The sequence below is a fragment of the Pseudomonas sp. G11-1 genome, assembly GCF_024031555.1.
Lineage (GTDB): Bacteria > Pseudomonadota > Gammaproteobacteria > Pseudomonadales > Pseudomonadaceae > Halopseudomonas > Halopseudomonas bauzanensis.
In genome coordinates this window covers 240,780-260,176 of sequence record NZ_QEYQ01000002.1, presented here as the reverse complement: position 1 = coordinate 260,176, position 19,397 = coordinate 240,780, and the positions used below count along the sequence as shown (strand labels likewise).

Here is a 19,397-nt window from a genome sequence, read left to right as displayed (position 1 = left end):
GCGGGACAGGCTGATCATTGGGCTTGCAGCTGCGTCAGAACATCTCTGACCAGGCTCGCGGTTCTGTCCCAGGTGAAGTTCCGAGACTGCGTCAACCCTCTGTTGCAGAGTCGGCTGCTCAATTCGGCATTTTCGGCCACCGCAATCATCGCCAGGGATATGCTGTCGCTGTCATGGGGATCGATATAGAGCGCGGCATTGCCTCCCACTTCTGGCATTGAAGTTAGTTCCGAAGTGATGACCGGTGTGCCGCAGGCCATGCTTTCAGCCACGGGGAGGCCGAAACCTTCATAGAGTGAGGGGAAGACCGTGGCGATAGCACCGCGGTACCAGCTCGCCAGCTCGGTTTCGCAGAGATGACCGGTGAACAGCACTTGCTGCTGCAGACCCTCACGGGAAATCAGTTGCTGCAAGGCATTATTGGCCTTGCCGGTGAATACCAATTTGCAGTCGCGGTGCAGGCCGCTGAGCTTGAACGCCTCTATCAGACGCTTTTCATTTTTGTGGCCCTTGCGGTTGCTGCAGCAGAAGAAATAGGCGTAACCGGGCTGCATGGGGGAGACCTCGGCATGGAATATATCGCTGACCCCATTGCCGACTACCGTCACCCGCTCGGGATCGCAACCGGCCCATTCGACGATCCGCCCACGGGAGAATTCCGACACGGTCAGTACCTGCTCGGCGCGATGGATCGCCGGGCGAATGATGAGCTGATAATAGAGTCGCTTCAGGGTGGAGCTGTTGTGTTCTACATCGATATGGTTGAGGTCATGGATGGTGAAGACGAAAGGCAGCCGGCTTCCCGACGGGGGTATGTAACCGGGGCTGTACAACGCCTTCGCACCGCTACCGGCAAGCCAGCGACCGAGCCGGACTGACGAGGAAAAGGAAGCGGGAGGGCTCGGGTCGTCAAACAGACAGGTAAAGTTGAGACGGTCCTGCAACTCCGTGGCAAATCGACCGATGCCGTGCTGGCCAATCCACCTGGAATCAAAAGCTATGTGCGAATGTTCCATGCGGGCTCCGAAAAGGATGGGGGGACTTCAGGCTTACGCAGAGCTGGTCGAAGTAGAAGAACAGAGCCAGCACTGGCAGCAGCCAGAAGGGGTAAAACACAATCTGATTGAAATGACCGGCCCAGAGCAGGGTGAGCGCGGTGTAAATCAATAACTTGCGAAACAGCAGATAGGGCAGGGGCGAAGGGAGCTGGCGTAACTTGCCGCTGATGACCCAGGCCCATAGGCTGCCTGCCACCAAGGTCACCAAAGTGCCGATGAATCCGTAGCTCATGATCACCATCTGCAGGCTGGAGTCGACCTTGGTGCCATCTTTGAACAAATAGCGGATGGCGAAGTTGTAACCGTGGCCGAGCAGCGGGTGCTGGGCGATCAGTTCCGTGCCGGTATCGAACGCCCGCAGCCGTGACAGCGCCGAGCCGTCATCACGAGTCGTGGTGAAGCGTTCGACCACTCGCTCCACCTGGCTGTCGAAAACATATATCAGCGCCAAAACGAGAAAAGGTGAAAGCAACAGGAAGTAAACATGGGCCGGTCGCACGCCGATGTGCTTGCTCTGATACTGGGTGACCATGCTCAGGATGCGCAGGCCGAATACGCAAGCGAATGCCAGCAGCGCCAGGGAAATGCCTGAACGGGAGAAGCTGAACAGCAGGGCGATCACCATCAGCAGCAAGATCGCAAAATAGCTGCTGCGCTGTATCAGCAAGGTGCCCATGAGGATTGGTAATACGATGATAGTGCCGAAGAAGTTTGGGTCCAGGTAGGTCGAGACCAGGCGGAACTGATGGGGGTCGCCGGTAAAACTGATACCCATCTGTTCCAATTTGAGCCATAGCACTGTGGAGTCGGGATAAATAACCAGCAGTACGAAACTGAACAGGGCTGCGGCGCCATAGGTGACAACGTAGGCCTTGGTCAGACGGGTAATGTCATCACGGAAAATCCAATGCAGTGCCACGCCAGCGGCGAAGCCCGAGAGGATCATCGCGCTGAGCCGGATGTTGTAGAACATCGAATCCAGCGCCAAGCCATAATGGTAGATGCCGACACCCAGAGAAAAGGCGTTGACCGCGAGCAGAAAGAGTACCGCCCGGGAGGTGATCAACCGCTTGAAGTTCTTGATCAGGATGGGCGCGGCGCATAAGTAGATCACCAGCTCGCTGGCATTGACGTTGCCGAAGGAACCAGCAATTGGCACAAAGCGTGGCAGATTGCCGAACACGACAAATAGACATACCAGCGCCAGAAAGGCGGCATTGAGTCGAAGATACTGGGTTTTCATGGGGTCTCGGGCGGCTGAGCGCGGCGCGATGTAGCGGCAGGTAGGCTGCCGGGGTTCAAGTAATGGTCTGGGTCGGTGAAAGTGGTTCGGTCTGATCGGTTTGCAGTGTCTGATAAACGTCGATATACCGAGCCGTGATGCGGTCGCCGGAAAACTGCGTGGCCCAGGCCAGGCATTGTTCACGCAGCTGTTGCCGGTCGGTAGCTGCCAATCGCTGGACTGCGGTGACAAAGGCATTGATGTCACCGGCGGGGCAAGCATAGCCAGTCTCGCCGGCATTGATGATCTCGGGGATGCCCCCGGCATCCGAGGCGACCACCGGTACACCATGGGCATTGGCCTCCAATACCACGCGACCCAAGGGCTCGGCCCACTGCGACGGCACCAGCAGGATGTCGATGTCTGGAAAGAATTCATCCGGTGATACGTGCCCCAGCCAGGCCAGATCCAGGCCGGCATAGGTTGATTGCAGCCTGGCCACGTAGGCGCTGTCACCCCGGCCGGCGAGGCATAGCCGGTATCCGGGACCGAGCCGACGGCATACCTGCAGCGCCGTTTCCACACCCTTGGCCGGTTCTATTCGACCTAAATAGCCGAGCGTCAGGCCGCCGTTGGCTGGGAACGAACGTGATGAGGGTAGCGGTTGGGCTACCGAGTTGTAGATCACCTTGGCAGGCGCCGCACGGAAGTAGCCCAGGCGCAGATGCAAAGCACGAACGTGGTTGCTGATTGCTACGTACTGCTGAACGCGCCGGGACCGCCACTTCTTGATCAGGGAAAATAGCCGACAGCTCAGCGAGCCTGGATCCTGGTTACGGTTGCCGTCATAGAGCGTGCAGTTGGGATGGATCAGATAATAGTCACGCGTGGTATGCACTACCGGGATGCCAAGTGCATGCGCCGCGTCCCATACGGCAACGGAGAAGCCGGCCAGATTATTGGTGTGCAGCAGGTCCGGCTGTATCTGTCTTAGCAAACGGGAGACATCGAGCCGGGCGAGCGGGTTGTAGATATCCCGCAAATGCCACAACAACCGCAGCGGTCGCGCAGGGGAGCCGGTAAAGGGCCAATACAGATTGCGCAGAGGCAGTCGATACAGCGTAACGCCGTGCAACTGATCGACGCGGCTCCCCGGAGCGTCGTGCAGACTGATCACGCTGACCTCATGCCCCTGGTCCGCCATGGCTTCGGCCAGCAACTGCACCGAGACCTCGGCTCCGCCGATCCGATAGGGGTAATACAGCGTATTGAGAATGGCGATCTTCATCTCAGCGTCCGGTGGCGTAGTATTGAAAGCCGTTCTTCGCCATGCGTCTGGGGTCATAGAGGTTACGGCCGTCGAAGACCACCGGCTTGTTGAGGTAGTTGCGAATCAGCTCGAAATCCGGCGCTTTGAAAGCCTGCCAATCGGTCACCACGACCAGGGCATCGGCCCCCTTGAGTGCCGACTCCTTGGTACCGCACAGCTGCAGCTCATCGCAATCCAGATAAAGGCGCTGAGTTTCTTCCATGGCTTCGGGATCGTAGGCGCGGACCCGTGCGCCGGCTTTCCAGAGCGCTTCCATCAACACCCGGCTGGGTGCTTCGCGCATATCATTGGTATTGGGTTTGAAGGCCAACCCCCAGATGGCGAAGGTCTTGCCGTGGAGGTCCCCCTGAAAGTGTCGGGAAATCTTGCGAAACAGCATGGTCTTCTGCTCTTGGTTGCGTGACTCCACAGCTCGTAGCAGCCGGGCATCGAAATCGACGATTTCGGCGGTTCGTATCAGCGCCTGGATGTCCTTGGGGAAACAGGAACCGCCATAGCCGGCACCGGGGTAGATGAAGTGGTAGCCGATGCGCGGGTCCGAGCCGATACCCTGGCGTACCATCTCGATATCCGCGCCGAGTAACTCGGCCAGATTGGCCATTTCGTTCATGAAACTGATCTTGGTCGCCAGCATGCAATTGGCTGCGTACTTGGTCAGTTCGGCGCTCTGCACATCCATGACGATGATCTTTTCATGGTTGCGATTGAAGGGCGCATACAACTCGCGCATCACTTCCTCGGCGTCGCTGCTGTCGGTCCCTATGATGATCCGGTCCGGGCGCATGCAGTCGGCCACCGCTGAACCTTCCTTGAGAAACTCGGGATTGGACACGACATCAAAGGTGAGCGCCGGGTCGTCGCGCCTGGCCAGCACGCCGTTGACCGTTTCGCAGACCTGACGCGCGGTCCCCACCGGCACCGTGGACTTGTTGATGATGATGCGGTGCCCATCCATGTGTTCGGCAATGGTGGCGGCGACGGCCAGGACATACTGCAGGTCGGCGGAACCACCTTCATCCGGCGGCGTGCCGACCGCGATGAATTGCACTGTGCCATGACGGACCCCGACAGGGGCGTCGGTGGTGAACTGCAGCCGGCCAGCGGCGTGGTTGTCGCGCACCAGGTTTTCCAGGCCGGGTTCGTAGATCGGAATCTGACCTTGTTGCAGACGCTCGATCTTGCCCGGATCCACATCCACACAGATAACGTGATGGCCGACTTCTGCCAGCACGGCGCCCTGCACCAATCCTACATAGCCGGTACCAAATACGGTTACTTTCATGATAATTCCTCAGAGAATCCAGCGCGCTTCTATGGCAGTCGGGTGAGTGAGGGGCCTATGCTTTTTCCGATTTGTATTCGTAGAAGTAATGGCCGTACTGACTGTATCCATAGGCGGATGACTTTTTGATTACGGCATTGAAGATGGCCCCTTTGAGCTGAATATCGTCCTGTTCGAAGCAGCGTTTGGCGGCTTCGATCTCCTTGGCCGAATTCTGTCCGAAACGCGTGACCAGCAGACTGATACCGGCTTCACGGCCGACGATGGAGGCATCGGTGACGGCCAGTACCGGTGGGGTATCAATGATGATGAGATCGTATCGGTTGTCGATCTCCCTGAGGAAACGGCGAAAGTTCTCATGCATCAGGAGTTCGGATGGGTTGGGTGGAATGCGGCCTCGTGCCATCAAGTGCAGGTTGTCCATCTCGGTGCGCTGGATGGCGGTGTCGATATCGATGCGGGCAGTCAGCAGATCGGACAGACCATCCCTTGCCGGTAGCCGAAATACCTTGTTGAGGTAGCCCTTACGCATATCCGCGTCGATCAACAGGATTTTCTGTCCGGTCTGAGCCATGCTGGCGGCCAGGTTCACGGCGACGAAGGACTTGCCCACGGAGGGGCTGGGTCCCGAGATCATCAAGACATTGTTCATCGCCTCGGCATGGGCGAAATGGAGGCTGGTACGCAGGCGCCGCAAGGACTCCACCGCGAGGTCGGCGGGGTTCTTCAGCGCCAGGATCAGACTGTCACGTTGCGCGGCGCGGCTATTACTGCGCATCTGCTTCTCCAGATGTTCCTGATCTTTGCTGAAGGGAATGGCAGCATAGACCGGCAGGCCGAGCTGTTCGATGAGTTCGGGATTTTCCACTCCGCGATTGTGCATCTGGCGCAGCAGGACCAGGGCGACGCCGAGGAACCCGCCGAACAGCGTGGCCAGGATGGTGACAATAGTCTTGCGCGGCTTGACGGGACGCGACACGCTGGCGTCGGCTGCATCGATGATACGCACGTTCCCGACGGTGCCGGCGCGCAGGACGTCCAGTTCCTGCGAGCGGTTGAGCATTGCGGTATATACCTCGGTGGTTACCGCAACATCACGTGACAACCGCAGCAGCTCCTGTTGAGTCTCGGGCAGTTCATCGACCTTCTTGCTCAATTCGTTGCGCTGGCGCTGCAGTTGCTGGGTCTGCTCCAGCAGAATCTGATAGGACGGGTGCTCACCAGTAAAGCGGCGCTGCAGCTCGGTACGCTTGAGTTCCTGTTCGGAGATCAAGGTATCCAGCTCGATGATCTGGTTCAGCACTGACTGGGTCTCGATGGAGATGTCCACGGACCTGCTGCTCATCTGGAAGTCATTCAGTGCCTGTTCATAGCGCTCCAGCTCGGAGCGTACCTGGGGCAGCTGTTCACGCAGAAACTGCAGGCTTTGCGCGGCCTCCGCCGAGTTACGTTCGACGTTCTGGCGCACATAGAGTCGACTGACTTCGTCCAGAACCCGGATCGCATACTGGTGATCGGCGTGTTGCAGGGACAGGCTGATGATACCGGAATCCTTGGCGCGCTCGCTGGCGTCTAGCTCGCTTTGGAAATACATGATGGTGTTCAGCAGGCGGTTTCGGGCTACTGTGAAGCGGGTGCCGGGACGGGCCTGGAGCCTGGCGATTTGCACCCTGAATCCGTTCTGCTCGACCTGTTGACCGACCTGGCCGGTCAGCAGTTGCTCATCATTGCCGTCATATAGACTGAAGTAGTCATGGGCGCCGGCGACCAGGGTAAGCGGTGTGTCCAGGTAAGCGGTAGGTACATGTAGCTGGAATATTTCCAGCTCTTCACCGCCCCAGGCGTATTCGACCAGGCCAAACCAGGGCAGGGCCAGCTCACCAGCGAACTCGGGTTGGAAGCGCCGCGCGGCCCATTCGCCGAAAACCGGAAAGTAATTGGGTGCCGCTACCGTATCCAGCTTGAGGTTGGTAACCGCCTGACCGATCACCGCTCTGGACTTGATCAGCTCGATCTCGGTAACGGCCTTGGAGGGGCCGCCAAATACATCCGACAGCTCCGACATACCTGCCAGGCCACCACTCTTTTCTTCAATCTGGATCAGAGCGTTGGCCTGGTATATCGGGGTGGTCAGAATGGCGTAGGTCATGCCAAGTAGAGCGAACCCCAGGGTCAATCCGGCGATGATCCATTTGCCATCGATCAACGCGCCGAAGAGCACCGCCAAGTCGATTTCGTCGGTACTGCTCTGGTTCCGATAGGGGGAGGTGATGTTTTGCATGATTTCCCTTGCGCATGCGCATGATGAAGTGGTCTTGAAGCGTCGGTTCCAACTGGGTTGGGGTGAGGCTTCAGGCACGCTACCGCCCCAGGATTTGCAGTCGGATCCTGAAGACTGTTGTCGCTATGTATGGTTGAACTTCTCAGGCGGGCATACGGCAGCCACAACGGCTACTGCACGTTTGAGAAAGGCAGTTGGTAATAAAAAGTTCGTTACTGCCGGAGCATGCTGGCTGAGGTCGCCGTCCAGATTTCAGGCTTCTGGTGATGTCCGATACGATGGGTGTACAACGGTTTTATAAATTCTTCCACGGACTCCGGGCGCAATGAAGGGCAGGAGTGCGTGGCTGCTTCGATGATGTGCTGGAGCGATCTGTTGGTAATGTCCTGTCGCCAGTCGGGAAGCAGCGGTCGGGAAAAATCCGATGTTAGTAACTGATACAGCAGAATCCCCAGCGAGTAGATATCACTGCGCGGGGTTACATCGTCGTTGCGGTAGGTTTCCGGCGCCCGGTAAAAGCAGCAGCAGCTTGTTTTATGGGGCTGCCCGGGATTCGCCAGGGACTTTTCCGGTGCGGTAATCCGAATGCGGCCGTTATCCGCAACGATGAGATTGTCCGGTTGCAAGAACGCATGGACAGTGCCTCTGGAGTGTTGCTCGGACACTTCCCTCGCCAAGCTCATGAACAGGTTGAGCCGTTGTTCGATTGGCATGATGTCCAGGTGACGCTGTCCGGCCCAGGCTTCCAAGGTAGCGCCACCTGCATGGTGGAAGGCGCGTGCTCCCGCATGCGTTGTATTCATTGCGGTGCCCGCATCCAGAATCATTCCAGCCCGATCGAATCCGGCGGGGTTCAGGGGAATTACATCCAGATGGTGGAACGAGGGGGCGGGCGGCGCTATCCGGGCGCTGGTGAACAGGGGGTCGCCGATGGCTGCGCCTGCGCCGACGTATGGCTGTGTCGGAATGATATCGCAATCGGCCTGAGCCTCCATTTTCTTCACCGGTCCTTTGATCCGGTAGCCGACCCGGGGGATGGTGACCAACAGCAGCGCATTGACGCCCAGCGCCTTACGCAGTTTGGCCATGGCGTTGGCGAGTACGTTTTCCACGGTAATCCGCCCGCCCCAGACGGTATGCAATAACTCTCCCTTGGTTACTACCTCGTCGGCGTGCTCGAGAATTTTTGCCAGCAACACCAAGGGCCTGCGTTCGATTGCTACCGGTGATCCATCGATTCTAAGTTCGAAGCGCGCTTCGTTAAACTCCGCTGTACCGAAAAAATATCGATACAGCCTGGCAGGTCGCTTGTGCAGTAAATCCATTGCTATCTCCCTCTCTGCATGGGTCACGCCGGATATTAAGGCAGATAATTCAAGATTAAGTTTTGTTCGTTAGCAATTGGTTATAGATCGGTTATTACGCTGTAGTCGTTACTGATTCGTGAAGGCGCACCGCTCGGTTTCGTGCCTGAATGTTTTGAAATTGGCATGGGCAGTCGTATATTGCCGCGCCGGGTCAGGGGTTTCCTCACTTGTTGGGGTGTTTATATGGATGTTGATGATAAGTTCTCCGAAAAGCTGGCCAGGATGGTGAAATCTTCGTTTACCTTGTCGGTCGTTGATATGCTCCCGGAGTGGGCTGAGTACCAACTCAGATACCTGAAACGGCACAGGAAACTGTGCAATTTCCGCGACCCGCAAAGGTTGTCCGAAAAGTTGCATCATCGAATGCGCTATCCCTTGCCACATTTTTCACGCCTGGCCGATAAGGTGTTGGTTCGTGATTATATTCGAGACACTGTAGGAGACAGATTCAATGTTCCCTTGTATGCCGCCATGGAAGTGGTAACTGCGTCACAGTTTGAATGTTTGCCTGATAGTTTTGTCATGAAAACGAATAACAGCAGCGGTGCGGTCAAGATTGTTTCCGACAAGTCTCGGGAAGACATGGAGCAACTTGCAGCGTTGAGTAATGCCTGGTTGCGAGACGACTTTTCCCGACGTCGGGGCGAACGGCATTACAAGGCCATCCGCCCTCAGGTGCTGTTCGAACAGGCATTACTGACAGCCAATGGGCCGCCGGCGGATTACAAGATTCATGTATTCAACCCCGTGGAAGGGGATAGCTACCTGTTTATCCAGGTGATTAACGGGCGGTTCGGCCGTATGACCCAGAATCTGTTCTCCGCAGATTGGCAGGAATTGCCGTTCCGTCTTGGCGAGACGTTGCCTCCCAGTATCGATACCGGCATTACCCGCGCTCCTGCCGAGCTGGCCGAGATGCTCGATGTTGCCCGGCGGCTGGCGCAACCTTTTGGCTATTGCCGGGTGGACATGTATGTGTTCGAGGGGCGGATCTACGTGGGGGAGATCACTTTCACCCCTGGAGCCGGGGCTTTCAAGCTGTACCCCGCGGAGTGGGACCTGAAACTGGGGGCATTGTTTCGTTGGCCGGAGCTGCCGCTGTCGGCTATTACCCTCGAAGCGATTGGACGCGGCCGCCATTTTCATGATGCGGTCAACGAGTTGGGGTGAATCATGGGCAAGCCTGTAACTACCGGTGTGTCGGATACCGGGGCATTCCGCGGAGATATCGAAGGTCTGAGAGCGCTGGCGGCGTTGCTGGTCGCCATCTTCCACATCTGGATGAACAAAGTCTCCGGCGGGGTGGATGTATTCTTCGTGGTGTCTGGCTACCTGATCACGCTCTCACTGCTCAGGCAATACGACCAGCAGGGGCGGGTGCGACCGCTGGTGTTCTGGGCGGGGCTGGCGCGGCGGCTATTGCCGGCCGCTCTGTTGGTGATCGCGGCAGTATTGCTGGGGACCTGGCTGCTGTTACCCCGTTCGCTGTGGATGTCCGCAATGAAGGAAAGCCTGGCGGCGATGTTCTATATGGAGAACTGGCTGCTGGTGCTGAACTCGGTGGATTATCTGGCGCGAGACAATCTGCCGAGCCCGGTGCAACATTACTGGGCGCTGTCGGCGCAGGGGCAATTCTATGCGCTCTGGCCATTCGTGGTCATGCTGGCGCTGTATCTGAGTTCACGTTTGGCACTGAGCCAACGACGGGGGCTATTGCTGACCTTCGTCAGTGTGTTCATTCTCTCGCTCGGGTTTTCCATCATCCATACCGCGGCGAATCAGACTTTTGCCTATTTCAACACCTTTGCCCGGGTCTGGCAGTTCGCACTCGGGGGGCTTGTCGCCATCACGCCATGGATAACGGTCAATGGTAGTTTGCGCCGGCCGCTGGGCTGGATAGGGCTGGCCGCCATCGTCAGCTGCGGGTTTCTGCTGGATGTGTCGCTGAGCTTCCCGGGTTATGCCGCGTTGTGGCCCTCGCTGGGCGCGGCGCTGGTGCTTGGTGCCGGTGCGGGCATGCTGCCGTTGAGCGCACGGAACTTGCTGTCGATCCGGCCATTGGTCTGGCTGGGCGGGATCAGTTATGCCTTCTATCTGTGGCACTGGCCGGTGATGATTTTCTTGCGGGCGAGTTTCGGTGAACCGGCCACCACCTGGTATGGCGGAGTGGTGATCATGCTGCTGTCGTTGATCCTGGCCTGGCTCACTACCCGGTTGGTCGAAAAACCGCTACGCAAACACCTCGGGCGACGGTCTCCTGGTTTTGCCTACGCGGCCGGGCTGGCGGCAGTGGCCCCGCTGGTGCTGGCAATCCTGCTGTGGCGCAACGAGGTGAAGGACCTGACCGAGGAATACCGGGTGCCCGAAGTAGTCGACGCCACTCTCTATCCTGGTGCCCGGGTGCTGGCTGATGGCAGCCCCTCCGGAGGCGTCACCCATGCTGCCATTGTTCCGGAACCCTTTATGGCCAGCAAGGATGTTCCCAGACCCTACCGGGAAGGTTGCCACCAGGGCCTGTATGGTACCGAGGCCACGCCTTGCCATTACGGGAGCGCCGACGGGGAGATGACTATCGCGGTGGCCGGCAGTTCGCACGCCACGCACTGGGTGCCCGCCCTGGATGTCATCGCCCAGCAGCGCAACTGGCGACTGGTGAGCTATACCAAGAATGGTTGCCGCTTTACCGCGCTGGCTGAGGAATCACCGGAGAATCGGCAGAACTCCTGTGCCCAATGGAACGACAATGTACTCGCGGCTATTGCCGAACTCGAACCGGATTTCGTCTTCACCACAGCCACGGTAGCGATGACAGTCGATCAGCCCGAGCATGTGCCTGAAGGTTACGTGCAGCAGTGGCAAAAGCTGCAGGCGCTGGGCTTCAAGGTACTCGCGGTGCGCGATACTCCTTTCATGGGTTTTCATGTACCGACCTGCGTCGATATGAACGGGGCAAACTCACCCCAATGTTCCCGGCCGCGCAACGCTGCCTTGACGGAGACCCTGGTGCTGGAGCAATTGAACGTTGCGGGTACAGCCGCGCATTTCATCGATATGAGCGATTATTTCTGTACCCGTGATACCTGTCCGGCGGTCGTGGGCAACGTTCTGGTCTACAAGGACAAGAGCCATATTTCGACCGTCTACATGAAATCCCTGAGCAGCTATCTGGGACAAGAAATCGACCAAGCGATGCAAGAGCATGCCGAGCGCCATCTTGTTGAGCGCTGACGGCTTCTATGTATGACATGAACTGTCCGTCAGGCCCTGCAGTATTCCGCAGGCTTCCATCGGGCGGACGCCGGCGCATTTTTCGCGCAATATTATCAGGTGCTGCTTGAGTTGACCCAGAGCTTCAATCTGGTCTTCCACCTGTTGGATGTGCGTGTCCAGCATGGCATTCACTTCACTGCAATCCAGGGTAGGGTTCTCCCGCAGACTCAGCAGAGCCCGAATCTCCCCGAGCGACATGTCCAGCGAGCGGCAATGGCGAATGAACTGCAGCCGCTCGAGGTGGGCTTCGTTGTAGAGCCGATAATTCCCCTCGCTGCGCGCTGGTTCCGGCAGCAGTCGCTCTTTCTCATAGTAACGAATGGTCACGACCTCGCAGCCGGTACGTCGGGCCAGTTCGCCGATTCTGATATCCATGTTTGCTCCCGCTTGACTCTATAGTGGCTATAGGGATTCTAATCCCAATACCGAACGACAAGTCAAGGAAATGCCATGAGCGAAGTGCCAACCAGAGAATGCGGCTGCGACAGCGTCCATGCCGCCACTGTCATCCCGAAGATGACCCAGCCGGCAGGGACAGCTGCGGCGGTTGCCCGATATCACGTGGAGAATATGGACTGCCCCACGGAAGAGGCGCTGATCCGCAATAAGCTCGCCGGTCTGCCCGGTATCGTGGGATTGGACTTCAACTTGCTCCAGCGCAAACTGACTGTGCATCACAATCTGGCTTCGCTGGTACCGGTGGAGCGCGCCCTGGCGGCCATCGGTATGCGGGCGGTGCAGCACGATGATCGGGGCGAAGCGCCGCCTCCGGCGCAGAGCAATACTCGCTGGTGGACCTTGGTTGTCGCGTTGGTTGCCGCTGGTGCGGCGGAAGTCGTGTATTGGGTTCAGGGCGGGAATCACTGGCTGGTGATGCTGTTGGCATTGGGCGCCATTTTCACTGGTGGTCTTTCCACTTACCGCAAGGGCTGGATCGCTCTCAGACATGGCAACCTCAACATCAACGCGCTGATGTCCATCGCTGTCACTGGGGCCATGCTGATCGGCCACTGGCCGGAAGCGGCAATGGTAATGGTGCTTTTTGCCCTGGCGGAGGTCATCGAGGCCAGGTCTCTGGACCGCGCCCGCAATGCCATCCGCAAACTGCTGGATCTGGCGCCGGAGCGAGCTACGGTGCAGCAACCTGATGGTAGCTGGCTGGAAGTAGAGGCCAGGCAGGTTACGGTCGGCAGTCGGGTACGGGTACGCCCCGGTGAGCGTATCGCCCTGGATGGCGAGGTACTGGAAGGGCGCTCGACCGTGAACCAGGCACCCATCACCGGCGAGAGTCTGCCGGTCGAGAAGGCGCCGGGGGACGTGGTGTTCGCCGGTACCATCAACGAGTCCGGGTCTTTCGAACTGGGTGTCACTGCGCCAGCCGACCAATCCACGCTGGCACGCATCATCCATGCGGTAGAGGCGGCGCAGGCCAGTCGTGCACCCACCCAGCGTTTCGTTGACCGCTTTGCCCGCTGGTACACGCCTGCCATATTCGCCCTGGCGGTAGCGGTGGCGGTATTGCCGCCGCTGTTCATGGCCGGCGGTTGGCTGGATTGGATCTACCGGGCCCTGGTGCTGCTGGTCGTCGCGTGTCCTTGTGCACTGGTTATCTCCACGCCGGTCAGCATCGTCAGTGGACTGGCGGCGGCCGCCCGGCAAGGCATCCTGATCAAGGGCGGGGCTTACCTTGAAGAAGGCCACAAGCTGCGGTGGTTGGCGTTGGACAAGACCGGAACCATTACCCACGGTAAGCCGGTCCAGACTGATTTCATTCCCCTGGCAGGACATGATCCGGCTGACAGTCGCACGCTGGCGGCCAGTCTGGCACGGCGATCCGACCATCCGGTGTCTCGGGCCATCACCGATGCGGCGTTGGCGGAGGGGCTGGCGCTGCATGAGGTAACGGATTTCGAAGCGCTGCCGGGCCGGGGAGCACGTGGTGTGATCGACGGCAGGCTGTGTCACCTTGGCAATCAGCGGCTGCTGGAAGAACTGGGGCTAAGTAGGGCGGCGGAAGGGTTGCCGGTCGCCAATCTGGAAGCGCAGGGCAAAAGCGTGGTGTTGCTGGTGGTCGAGGGCGAGGTGCGTAGCCTGTTTGCCGTCGCCGACACGATCCGGGACAGTAGCCGCGAGGCCCTGGCCGAGTTGCATGAGCTGGGCATCCACACGCTGATGCTCAGCGGTGACAATCCCCATGCTGCGCGAGCAATCGCCAATCAAGCCGGCATCGACCGCGCCGAGGGTAACCTGTTGCCTGAAGATAAGGCGCGGGCCATCGAACGCCTGGCTGATGCAGGAAAGGTGGGCATGGTGGGTGACGGCATCAACGATGCCCCGGCGTTGGCGCGGGCCGATATCGGTTTTGCCATGGGCGTGGCGGGCACCGACATTGCCATCGAGACTGCCGATGTGGCACTGATGAGTGATGATCTGCGCAAGATACCGGCATTCGTACGGCTGTCTCGGGCGACTTCGCGGGTATTGATGCAGAACATTGTGCTGGCTCTGGGAATCAAGGCGGTATTTCTGGTGTTGACCTTTACCGGGGATGCGACCATGTGGATGGCGGTCTTTGCCGATATGGGGGCGAGTTTGCTGGTGGTGGCGAATGGGTTGCGGTTGCTGCGAGGATGAGGTGATTTGATGTGGAGCTGGGCGGGCCCAGCCCTCTCCCGCGAGGGGAGAGGGCCTACGCCTACTCCACCGTCACCGATTTGGCCAGATTTCGGGGTTTATCCACGTCGGTGCCTTTGACCAGCGCCACGTGGTAGCTGAGCAATTGCAGGGGGATGGTGTAGATAATTGGCGAGATGATGTCATCGACCTGCGGCAAACTGATGGTGTCACTGTCATCACCGGGTTGTTCGATGGTTTCACAGGCGAAGGTGATCAGCTGTCCGCCCCGTGCGCGCACTTCTTCCAGGTTGGATTTGAGTTTTTCCAGCAGGCTGTCGCTGGGCGCGACGCTGACCACGGGCATGTCTTCATCGACCAGCGCCAATGGGCCATGCTTTAGCTCGCCGGCGGCGTAGGCTTCAGCGTGAATATAGGAGATCTCCTTCAGCTTGAGCGCACCTTCCATGGCGATAGGGTAGTGCGGGCCGCGACCGAGGAACAAGGCGTGGTGCTTGTTGGCGAAGCGCTCGGCCAGGGTGGTGATGGCTGGCTCCAATGTCAGTACCGCCTCAATCAACGGCGGCAGTTGGCGCAGGGCGGCGACGTTCGCGGCCACCTGTTTGGGCGACAGGCCGCGCACCTGCACCAGCGCGGTAGTCAGCCATAGCAGCGCCACCAGCTGGGTGGTGAAGGCCTTGGTCGAGGCCACGCCGATCTCCGGGCCGGCCTGGGTCAGCAGTCGCCAGTCGGCTTCACGGACCAGAGAGCTGCCGGCCACGTTGCAGATGGCCAGCGATGCGAGATAACCCTGGTCCTTGGCGAAGCGCAGGGCGGCCAGGGTGTCGGCGGTTTCACCTGACTGGGAAATGGTGATCAGCAATGTATTGGCCGGCACCACCACAGTGCGATAGCGGTATTCGCTGGCAACCTCGACCTGACAGGGCAAGCCGGCCTGGGATTCGATCCAGTAGCGTGCAACCAGGCCAGCATGATAACTGGTGCCACAGGCGACGATATGAATATTCTGCACCTGCGCCAGACGGCTTTCGGCATCTGGACCGAGGATGGCTGTCAGCACGTGGTCATCGCCGAGGGTGCCGCTGAGGGTATTGCTGATGGCCTCGGGCTGCTCGAAGATTTCCTTGAACATGTAATGACGGTATTCACCCTTGTCCAGGCTATGCGCCGCATGCTCGTAGCGTTTGACCGGGCGCTCGACGTTGGCGTGTTCACGATCCCAGATCTCGCAACCATCGATGGTCAGGCGGGCATGGTCACCTTCATCCAGATAACGGAAGCGGTCGGTCACCTGCAGCAGCGCCAGCGGATCGGAGGCGATATAGGATTCGCCACTGCCTTCGCCAATGACCAGCGGACTGCCCATACGGGCGCAATACAGGTTCTGCGGTTCGTCCTCGTGGATCAATGCCAGGGCGTAGGCACCGTGCAGTTCGCCCAGGGCGTTGCGGAAGGCCTGCAGCAGATTGCGCGTCTGGCTGTAATGCCAGGCAATCAGATGCGCGACCACTTCGGTATCGGTCTCGGAGGTGAACACGTAGCCCAGATCGATCAGCCTGTGGCGCAGCGCCGAGTGATTCTCGATGATGCCGTTGTGCACGATCGCCAGTCCCTGGGATACATGTGGATGGGCATTATGCTCGGCCGGTTTGCCATGGGTTGCCCAGCGGGTGTGGGCGATGCCCAGGTTACCGATGGCGGGAGTGGCAGCGAGTGCGTTCTCAAGCTCGATTACCTTGCCGGTGGCGCGTACCCGCTGGATGCCGCTGTCGGCGTCGAATACGGCAACCCCGGCCGAATCATAACCGCGGTATTCCAGCCGGCGCAGGCCTTCGAGCAGGATGGGAGTGATATTACGCTGGGCGACGGCGCCGACGATTCCGCACATGGGATATTCCTTGTTTGCTAGCTGCAAAGACCGCAGTTTATCACCGGTAGGCCGGGTGCACGATATTGCGCTTCGGCCATGTTCTGAATTGTTCTGTTATCTGGACTATTCTGAAAGCTATCGGCCGGCGTACAGGGTTCGAGAGTGACCTGCCGGTCAACGTACTACCAAGAGGAGGCGCCTGATGTCGATTGACAGTTTGCAAACCCTGAGCAGCCTGCAAGTGGGTGACAGGACCTATCAGTATCACTCCCTGCCCAAGGCCGGTGAACTGCTGGGCGAGATCAACAGGTTGCCGATGTCGCTGAAAGTGCTGCTGGAGAACCTGCTGCGTCACGAGGATGGTGAAACGGTGACCCGCGAGGATATCCAGGCGATGGCTGACTGGCTGGTCAAGCGGCATTCGGACCGGGAGATCCAATACCGGCCCGCGCGGGTGTTGATGCAGGACTTCACCGGGGTGCCGGCGGTGGTGGATCTGGCCGCGATGCGCGATGCCGTGGCGCGGGCCGGTGCCGACCCGCAGCGGATCAATCCGCTGTCACCGGTGGACCTGGTCATCGACCACTCGGTGATGGTGGACCACTTCGGCAACGATGCGGCCTTCCAAGGCAATGTCGAGATGGAGATGCAGCGTAACGGTGAACGGTATGCCTTCCTGCGCTGGGGCCAGAAGGCCTTCAACAATTTCCGGGTAGTGCCGCCGGGTACCGGCATCTGCCATCAGGTAAACCTGGAGTATCTGGCGCAGAGTGTCTGGGCGGCAGAGAGCGATGGGCAGTGGTGGGCCTATCCGGACACCCTGGTGGGCACGGATTCGCACACCACCATGGTCAATGGCCTGGGCGTGCTGGGCTGGGGCGTCGGCGGCATCGAGGCCGAGGCGGCCATGCTCGGCCAGCCGGTGTCCATGCTGATCCCCGAGGTGGTGGGCTTCAAGCTGACTGGCAAGTTGCGTGAGGGCATGACCGCCACCGATCTGGTGCTGACGGTGACCCAGATGCTGCGCCAGCACGGGGTAGTGGGTAAATTCGTCGAGTTCTACGGCGACGGTCTGGCAGACCTGCCATTGGCCGATCGCGCCACCATTGCCAATATGGCGCCGGAGTACGGCGCCACCTGCGGCTTCTTTCCCATTGATGATATTACCCTAGGCTACCTGCGCCTGACCGGCCGCCCCCAGGAGGTCGTCGAGCGGGTTGAAGCCTACGCCAAGGCGCAGGGGCTGTGGCGTGAGCCGGGTCATGAGCCGGTGTTCACCGATACCCTGCATCTGGATATGAACGAGGTCGAGCCGAGCCTGGCCGGGCCGCGCCGCCCCCAGGATCGGGTGCCCCTGGGCCAGGTACCCAAGGCGTTCGAGGAGTTGCTGGCGCTGCAGACGGCGACCATTGCCACTGATGTCGAGCGGTTGGAAGACGAAGGTGGTGGCGGTACGGCGGTGGGTGGCCCGCGCGGTGAAGTCTGTGTGACCATCGATGGCGAAGAGCACGTCCTGAAAAACGGCGCGGTGGTGATCGCCGCCATCACCTCTTGTACCAACACGTCCAACCCCAGCGTCATGATGGCGGCGGGGTTGCTGGCCAAGAAAGCGGTCGAGCGTGGCATTCAGCGCAAGCCGTGGGTCAAGTCGTCATTGGCGCCGGGGTCCAAGGTGGTAACCGACTATCTGGAGCGGGCCGGGTTGATCGATTATCTGGACCAGCTCGGTTTCAACCTGGTCGGCTATGGCTGCACCACTTGTATCGGCAACTCCGGCCCGCTGCCGGAGCCGATCAGCCATGCGGTCAGTGAGCATGATCTGGTGGTATCGGCGGTACTGTCCGGCAACCGCAACTTCGAGGGGCGGGTGCATCAGCAGGTCAAGGCCAACTGGCTGGCGTCGCCGCCTTTAGTGGTGGCTTATGCGCTGGCTGGCGACAGCCGCCTGAATCTGCAGGAAGAGCCGTTGGGGTTGGACCGTGACAACAAGCCGGTATACCTGCGTGATCTGTGGCCGAGCAATGCCGAAATTGCCGAGGCGGTGGCACTGGTGGAAGACAACATGTTCCGTCGCCGTTACGCTGATGTATTCACCGGCGATGAACATTGGCAGTCAATCAGCGTGAGCGGTGGGGATACCTACACCTGGGACAGTCAGTCGACCTATGTCCAGAACCCTCCCTATTTCGAGCGCATTGATCAGCCACTGGAGCCGCTGCAGCCGATCCATCAGGCCCGGGTACTGGCGGTGTTCGGTGACACGATCACCACGGATCATATCTCGCCGGCGGGGACTATCAAGTCCAGCTCACCGGCTGGGGAATATCTGCAACGGCTGGGTGTGAAGCCGGAAGACTTCAACTCCTATGGCTCGCGGCGCGGCAACCACGAAGTAATGATGCGCGGGACCTTCGCCAATATTCGCATCCGCAACCGCATGCTCGGTGGCGAGGAGGGTGGCCTGACTATCCATACTCCCAGCGGTGAGCGGATGTCCATCTACGATGCGGCTATGCGGTATCAGGCCGAAGGCACGCCCCTGGTGGTACTGGCGGGCAAGGAGTATGGCACTGGCTCCAGCCGCGACTGGGCAGCCAAGGGCACCAACCTGCTGGGTGTGAAAGCCGTCATTGCTGAGAGTTTCGAGCGTATCCACCGCTCCAACCTGGTTGGCATGGGCGTGTTACCCCTGCAGTTCATCAATGGGCAGAATGCCCCGACGCTGCAGCTGGACGGGCACGAGGTGCTGGATATCCCCGACATCGACGACAACCTGCGCCCCGGGCAGATGCTCAAGGTCACGGCGCATCATCCGAGCGGTCGCCAGATCGAGTTCGAGGTGCTGTGCCGGATCGATACCGGCAATGAGGTGGATTACTTCAAGGCCGGTGGGATCCTGCATTATGTGCTGCGGGGTTTATTGGCGGAGGGTAAAGGGTAAGTCGGCGATGCCCCCGCGGACGTTGAGCCGTCCGAGGGGCGTTAAAAGCCCTGGGAGCGACGAGCCCGGGGGGCGCGATCGGACTCGATGGCGGAGTCAGCCGGTAACGCAGGTGTTGCCGGCCAATTCCGGTACGAGCTGG

At 59.4% G+C, this 19,397-nt stretch carries 12 protein-coding genes; 4 read left to right on the top strand and 8 right to left on the bottom strand.

Features of this window, described 5'->3' with window-relative positions:
* Positions 1 to 14 precede the first annotated feature (14 nt).
* The 6 genes from DHB74_RS07330 to DHB74_RS07305 all read right to left on the bottom strand — a co-directional run bounded on the left by DHB74_RS07330 (position 15) and on the right by DHB74_RS07305 (position 8,498).
* Positions 15 to 1,016: a glycosyltransferase family 4 protein gene (locus tag DHB74_RS07330; RefSeq protein WP_036992474.1), complete on the bottom strand. Its 1,002-nt coding sequence runs from the start codon at positions 1,014 to 1,016 to the stop codon at positions 15 to 17.
* Complete coding sequence (locus DHB74_RS07325; RefSeq protein ID WP_051611312.1) at positions 991 to 2,301, bottom strand: O-antigen ligase family protein; 1,311 nt, start codon at positions 2,299 to 2,301, stop codon at positions 991 to 993. Before DHB74_RS07325 ends, DHB74_RS07330 begins: the two co-directional genes overlap by 26 nt.
* 55 nt (positions 2,302 to 2,356) lie before the next feature.
* Positions 2,357 to 3,568 (bottom strand): glycosyltransferase family 4 protein, encoded by a 1,212-nt coding sequence (locus DHB74_RS07320; RefSeq protein WP_051611310.1) that lies wholly within the window; start codon positions 3,566 to 3,568, stop codon positions 2,357 to 2,359.
* Position 3,569: 1 nt separating this feature from the next.
* On the bottom strand, positions 3,570 to 4,892 hold the full coding sequence (locus DHB74_RS07315; RefSeq protein ID WP_499161122.1) for a UDP-glucose dehydrogenase family protein: 1,323 nt from the start codon (positions 4,890 to 4,892) through the stop codon (positions 3,570 to 3,572).
* 55 nt (positions 4,893 to 4,947) lie between these two features.
* Entirely contained in the window at positions 4,948 to 7,173 is a 2,226-nt protein-coding gene (locus DHB74_RS07310; RefSeq protein WP_074780001.1) for a polysaccharide biosynthesis tyrosine autokinase, read from the bottom strand.
* 212 nt (positions 7,174 to 7,385) lie between these two features.
* Complete coding sequence (locus DHB74_RS07305; RefSeq protein WP_280165536.1) at positions 7,386 to 8,498, bottom strand: protein kinase domain-containing protein; 1,113 nt, start codon at positions 8,496 to 8,498, stop codon at positions 7,386 to 7,388.
* Between the two features lie 225 nt (positions 8,499 to 8,723).
* Between DHB74_RS07305 and DHB74_RS07300 the strand changes: the two genes are divergently transcribed.
* Positions 8,724 to 9,710: an ATP-grasp fold amidoligase family protein gene (locus tag DHB74_RS07300; protein WP_074779996.1), complete on the top strand. Its 987-nt coding sequence runs from the start codon at positions 8,724 to 8,726 to the stop codon at positions 9,708 to 9,710.
* A 3-nt stretch (positions 9,711 to 9,713) separates the two neighbouring features.
* The gene (locus tag DHB74_RS07295) at positions 9,714 to 11,768 is read left to right on the top strand and encodes an acyltransferase family protein (RefSeq protein WP_499161121.1); all 2,055 of its coding nucleotides are present in this window, start codon (positions 9,714 to 9,716) and stop codon (positions 11,766 to 11,768) included.
* Positions 11,769 to 11,774: 6 nt separating this feature from the next.
* On the opposite strand, the gene cadR is transcribed toward DHB74_RS07295, so the two are convergent.
* Positions 11,775 to 12,179, bottom strand: a complete 405-nt coding sequence (gene cadR / locus DHB74_RS07290) for a Cd(II)/Pb(II)-responsive transcriptional regulator (protein ID WP_456236213.1) — start codon at positions 12,177 to 12,179, stop codon at positions 11,775 to 11,777.
* Between the two features lie 81 nt (positions 12,180 to 12,260).
* Here cadR and DHB74_RS07285 point away from each other — a divergent pair, with 81 nt between their 5' ends.
* Positions 12,261 to 14,444 carry a heavy metal translocating P-type ATPase gene (locus DHB74_RS07285; protein WP_499161120.1) on the top strand — a complete coding sequence of 728 codons (2,184 nt, stop codon included), beginning with the start codon at positions 12,261 to 12,263 and terminating at the stop codon, positions 14,442 to 14,444.
* Positions 14,445 to 14,505: 61 nt separating this feature from the next.
* Here DHB74_RS07285 and glmS read toward each other — a convergent pair whose 3' ends face one another.
* Positions 14,506 to 16,332, bottom strand: coding sequence for a glutamine--fructose-6-phosphate transaminase (isomerizing) (gene glmS, locus DHB74_RS07280; RefSeq protein WP_499161119.1), 1,827 nt, complete (start codon positions 16,330 to 16,332; stop codon positions 14,506 to 14,508).
* Positions 16,333 to 16,513: 181 nt separating this feature from the next.
* On the opposite strand from glmS, the gene acnA reads away from it, so the two are divergent.
* On the top strand, positions 16,514 to 19,255 hold the full coding sequence (gene acnA, locus DHB74_RS07275; protein WP_499161380.1) for an aconitate hydratase AcnA: 2,742 nt from the start codon (positions 16,514 to 16,516) through the stop codon (positions 19,253 to 19,255).
* The last annotated feature ends 142 nt before the right edge of the window (positions 19,256 to 19,397 follow it).

What these genes read in the sequence shown, in the direction of transcription:
- DHB74_RS07330 (WP_036992474.1), bottom strand. Translation starts at nt 1,016, where the DNA reads ATGGAACATTCGCACATAGCTTTTGATTCCAGGTGGATTGGCCAGCAC.
- DHB74_RS07295 (WP_499161121.1), top strand. Translation starts at nt 9,714, where the DNA reads ATGGGCAAGCCTGTAACTACCGGTGTGTCGGATACCGGGGCATTCCGC.
- DHB74_RS07305 (WP_280165536.1), bottom strand. Translation starts at nt 8,498, where the DNA reads ATGGATTTACTGCACAAGCGACCTGCCAGGCTGTATCGATATTTTTTC.
- DHB74_RS07325 (WP_051611312.1), bottom strand. Translation starts at nt 2,301, where the DNA reads ATGAAAACCCAGTATCTTCGACTCAATGCCGCCTTTCTGGCGCTGGTA.
- DHB74_RS07300 (WP_074779996.1), top strand. Translation starts at nt 8,724, where the DNA reads ATGGATGTTGATGATAAGTTCTCCGAAAAGCTGGCCAGGATGGTGAAA.
- DHB74_RS07285 (WP_499161120.1), top strand. Translation starts at nt 12,261, where the DNA reads ATGAGCGAAGTGCCAACCAGAGAATGCGGCTGCGACAGCGTCCATGCC.
- glmS (WP_499161119.1), bottom strand. Translation starts at nt 16,332, where the DNA reads ATGTGCGGAATCGTCGGCGCCGTCGCCCAGCGTAATATCACTCCCATC.
- DHB74_RS07310 (WP_074780001.1), bottom strand. Translation starts at nt 7,173, where the DNA reads ATGCAAAACATCACCTCCCCCTATCGGAACCAGAGCAGTACCGACGAA.
- DHB74_RS07320 (WP_051611310.1), bottom strand. Translation starts at nt 3,568, where the DNA reads ATGAAGATCGCCATTCTCAATACGCTGTATTACCCCTATCGGATCGGC.
- DHB74_RS07315 (WP_499161122.1), bottom strand. Translation starts at nt 4,892, where the DNA reads ATGAAAGTAACCGTATTTGGTACCGGCTATGTAGGATTGGTGCAGGGC.